Source organism: Mycobacterium sp. TH-M11, from assembly GCF_057473725.1.
The window spans coordinates 1-1,732 of record NZ_JBYCLD010000459.1 but is presented as its reverse complement, the minus strand read 5'-3'; the positions used below and the strand labels follow the sequence as shown (position 1 = coordinate 1,732).

The 1,732-nt window shown below is 68.6% G+C and carries 1 protein-coding gene and 1 pseudogene; both read right to left on the bottom strand.

Annotated features, from left to right (window positions below; genetic code table 11):
* Nucleotides 1-1,550, bottom strand: a 1,550-nt coding sequence (lpqB, locus tag AC2VOG_RS17825) for an MtrAB system accessory lipoprotein LpqB (protein WP_486941173.1), incomplete at its 3' end; no start/stop codon positions are given.
* A pseudogene (locus tag AC2VOG_RS17820) lies at nucleotides 1,550-1,732 on the bottom strand (two-component sensor histidine kinase); the annotation flags it as partial. The pseudogene AC2VOG_RS17820 and the gene lpqB, both read right to left, overlap by 1 nt.

Genomic DNA, 1,732 nt, shown 5'->3' with positions numbered 1-1,732 from the left:
GACACCGGAAACACGGCGTCGTTGCGGCTCACCGCGATGTCTTCGTCGGTGCGCCAGGCCAACGACACCACCGAGGAGCCCAGCCCAAAACCGAGCCGCCGCGGATAGGCCAGTGCGAACTGACCGGCCTGTGTCTGTTCCACGCTGGCCAGGATTACCTGGCCGTTGATCGCCATCGCCGCTCGCGTGCCGTCGCGGGACAGTTGCAACTCGGCGATCACTCCCGGGAAACGGCTGGACACCGCGGCTGAGTCGACCGGCAGCCGCGCCGGCTGGCCGGAGGCGGTCTCCTGAATGGCGCGCAACACGGTGCTGCCGTCTGCCACCACCCACACCGCGTCGTCCAATGACCAGGTCGGCCGCGAAAGGGTATGTCCGTCAGCGGCTTCGGCCGCCTCACCGCCGAGGTCACCGATCCACAACGACGACGCCATGTCGGGGGCGCCGGGCCGTTGCACCACCACCGAGGCCGCCCGATGCCCGTTGCGGGACAGCGCGGCAGAGGCCTGGTCGGTGGCCCGGCCGAACGCACCGGGCACCGGGTCGGAGCGCTCGCCGTCGAGTGCCACGACGCGACCGCCGATCAACGCGTGCACCCCGGCGGCCGCGCCTTCGGCCACGCCCGGGTCGGTCGCGGCGACGTCGGCGGTGGTCCATCCGTCGGCGAAGCGCTCGTCGAGCGACGCCCCGTCTGCCTTGATCACGTACGGGCCCTTGATGTCTGCGCGCGCGAGCGTCCAGATGATCTGCGCAGCAACCAATTGTCTGCTTCGCGGGTCGGCAACGGTCAGCAATTCCAAGTCGATGCGGGCACCGCCGTAGCCGCGGCCGATACCGCTCTTTCCGCCGTCGGCACGAGTCACCGGGCCGCGCAGTCGCACTGGCGGCGTCAGCATGTTGTGCACGCTTTTCACCATCTCCGGTCGTGGGCCGGCGATCAGCTTGGAGACCAATTCCGTTGCCAGCTGGTCACGATCGGACACTGCCACGTAGCGTGGGTCCGGCACCATCGTCCTACCGGTCGGGTCGGAAAAATACAGCGTGTTGCGCTTGTAGGTGGCCTGGAATTGCTGCCAGTCCAAAAACACCCCGTCGGGTAGTTTGTCGATGCGCCAACCGCCCGGTGTCTTGACCAATTCGATCGGCCCGGGATCGGGCAGCTGTCCCTCGGCGGTCTCGAACACTCCGATATCGGACAGCGAACCGAGTACCTCAGCCCGCATGGCCACCGAAACCCGCTCGGCACTATGGGTTTCGACGAACACGACGTGGTCGACCAGCAGCGCGCTGCCCGCATCGTCCCATTTGTTGGAGGCCGTCTGGGTGAGGAACTGCCGGGCCGCCAGGTGCCGGTTGGCGGGATCGGCGGTGGCTTTGAGGAATTCGCGCAGCAGCAAATCGGGATCCATACCGGGTGTCGGCTTGGGCAGGTTGGCCGGCGCCGGCCGGTCGACCCTGCCGATGGCCTGCGGCGCCGAGCCGTTGGGCACACCGGCGCATGCCGTCAGGACGACGCCGACCGTGACCAGCAGTGCAGCCACGCGCCGCATCACACGCCCCGCTCCGCGTGCTCGCGTTGTCGGGGTGGGTGCTCATTGCGCTCCGGGGCAACAGGTTTCATCGGCAGCGGGCTGGTAGTCACCTTGTGGCCGCGCACCAGCGGCAGGGTGAGGCGGAAGCAGGCACCGTTGCCGGGCTCCCCCCATGCCTCGAGCCGGCCCTGGTGCAGACG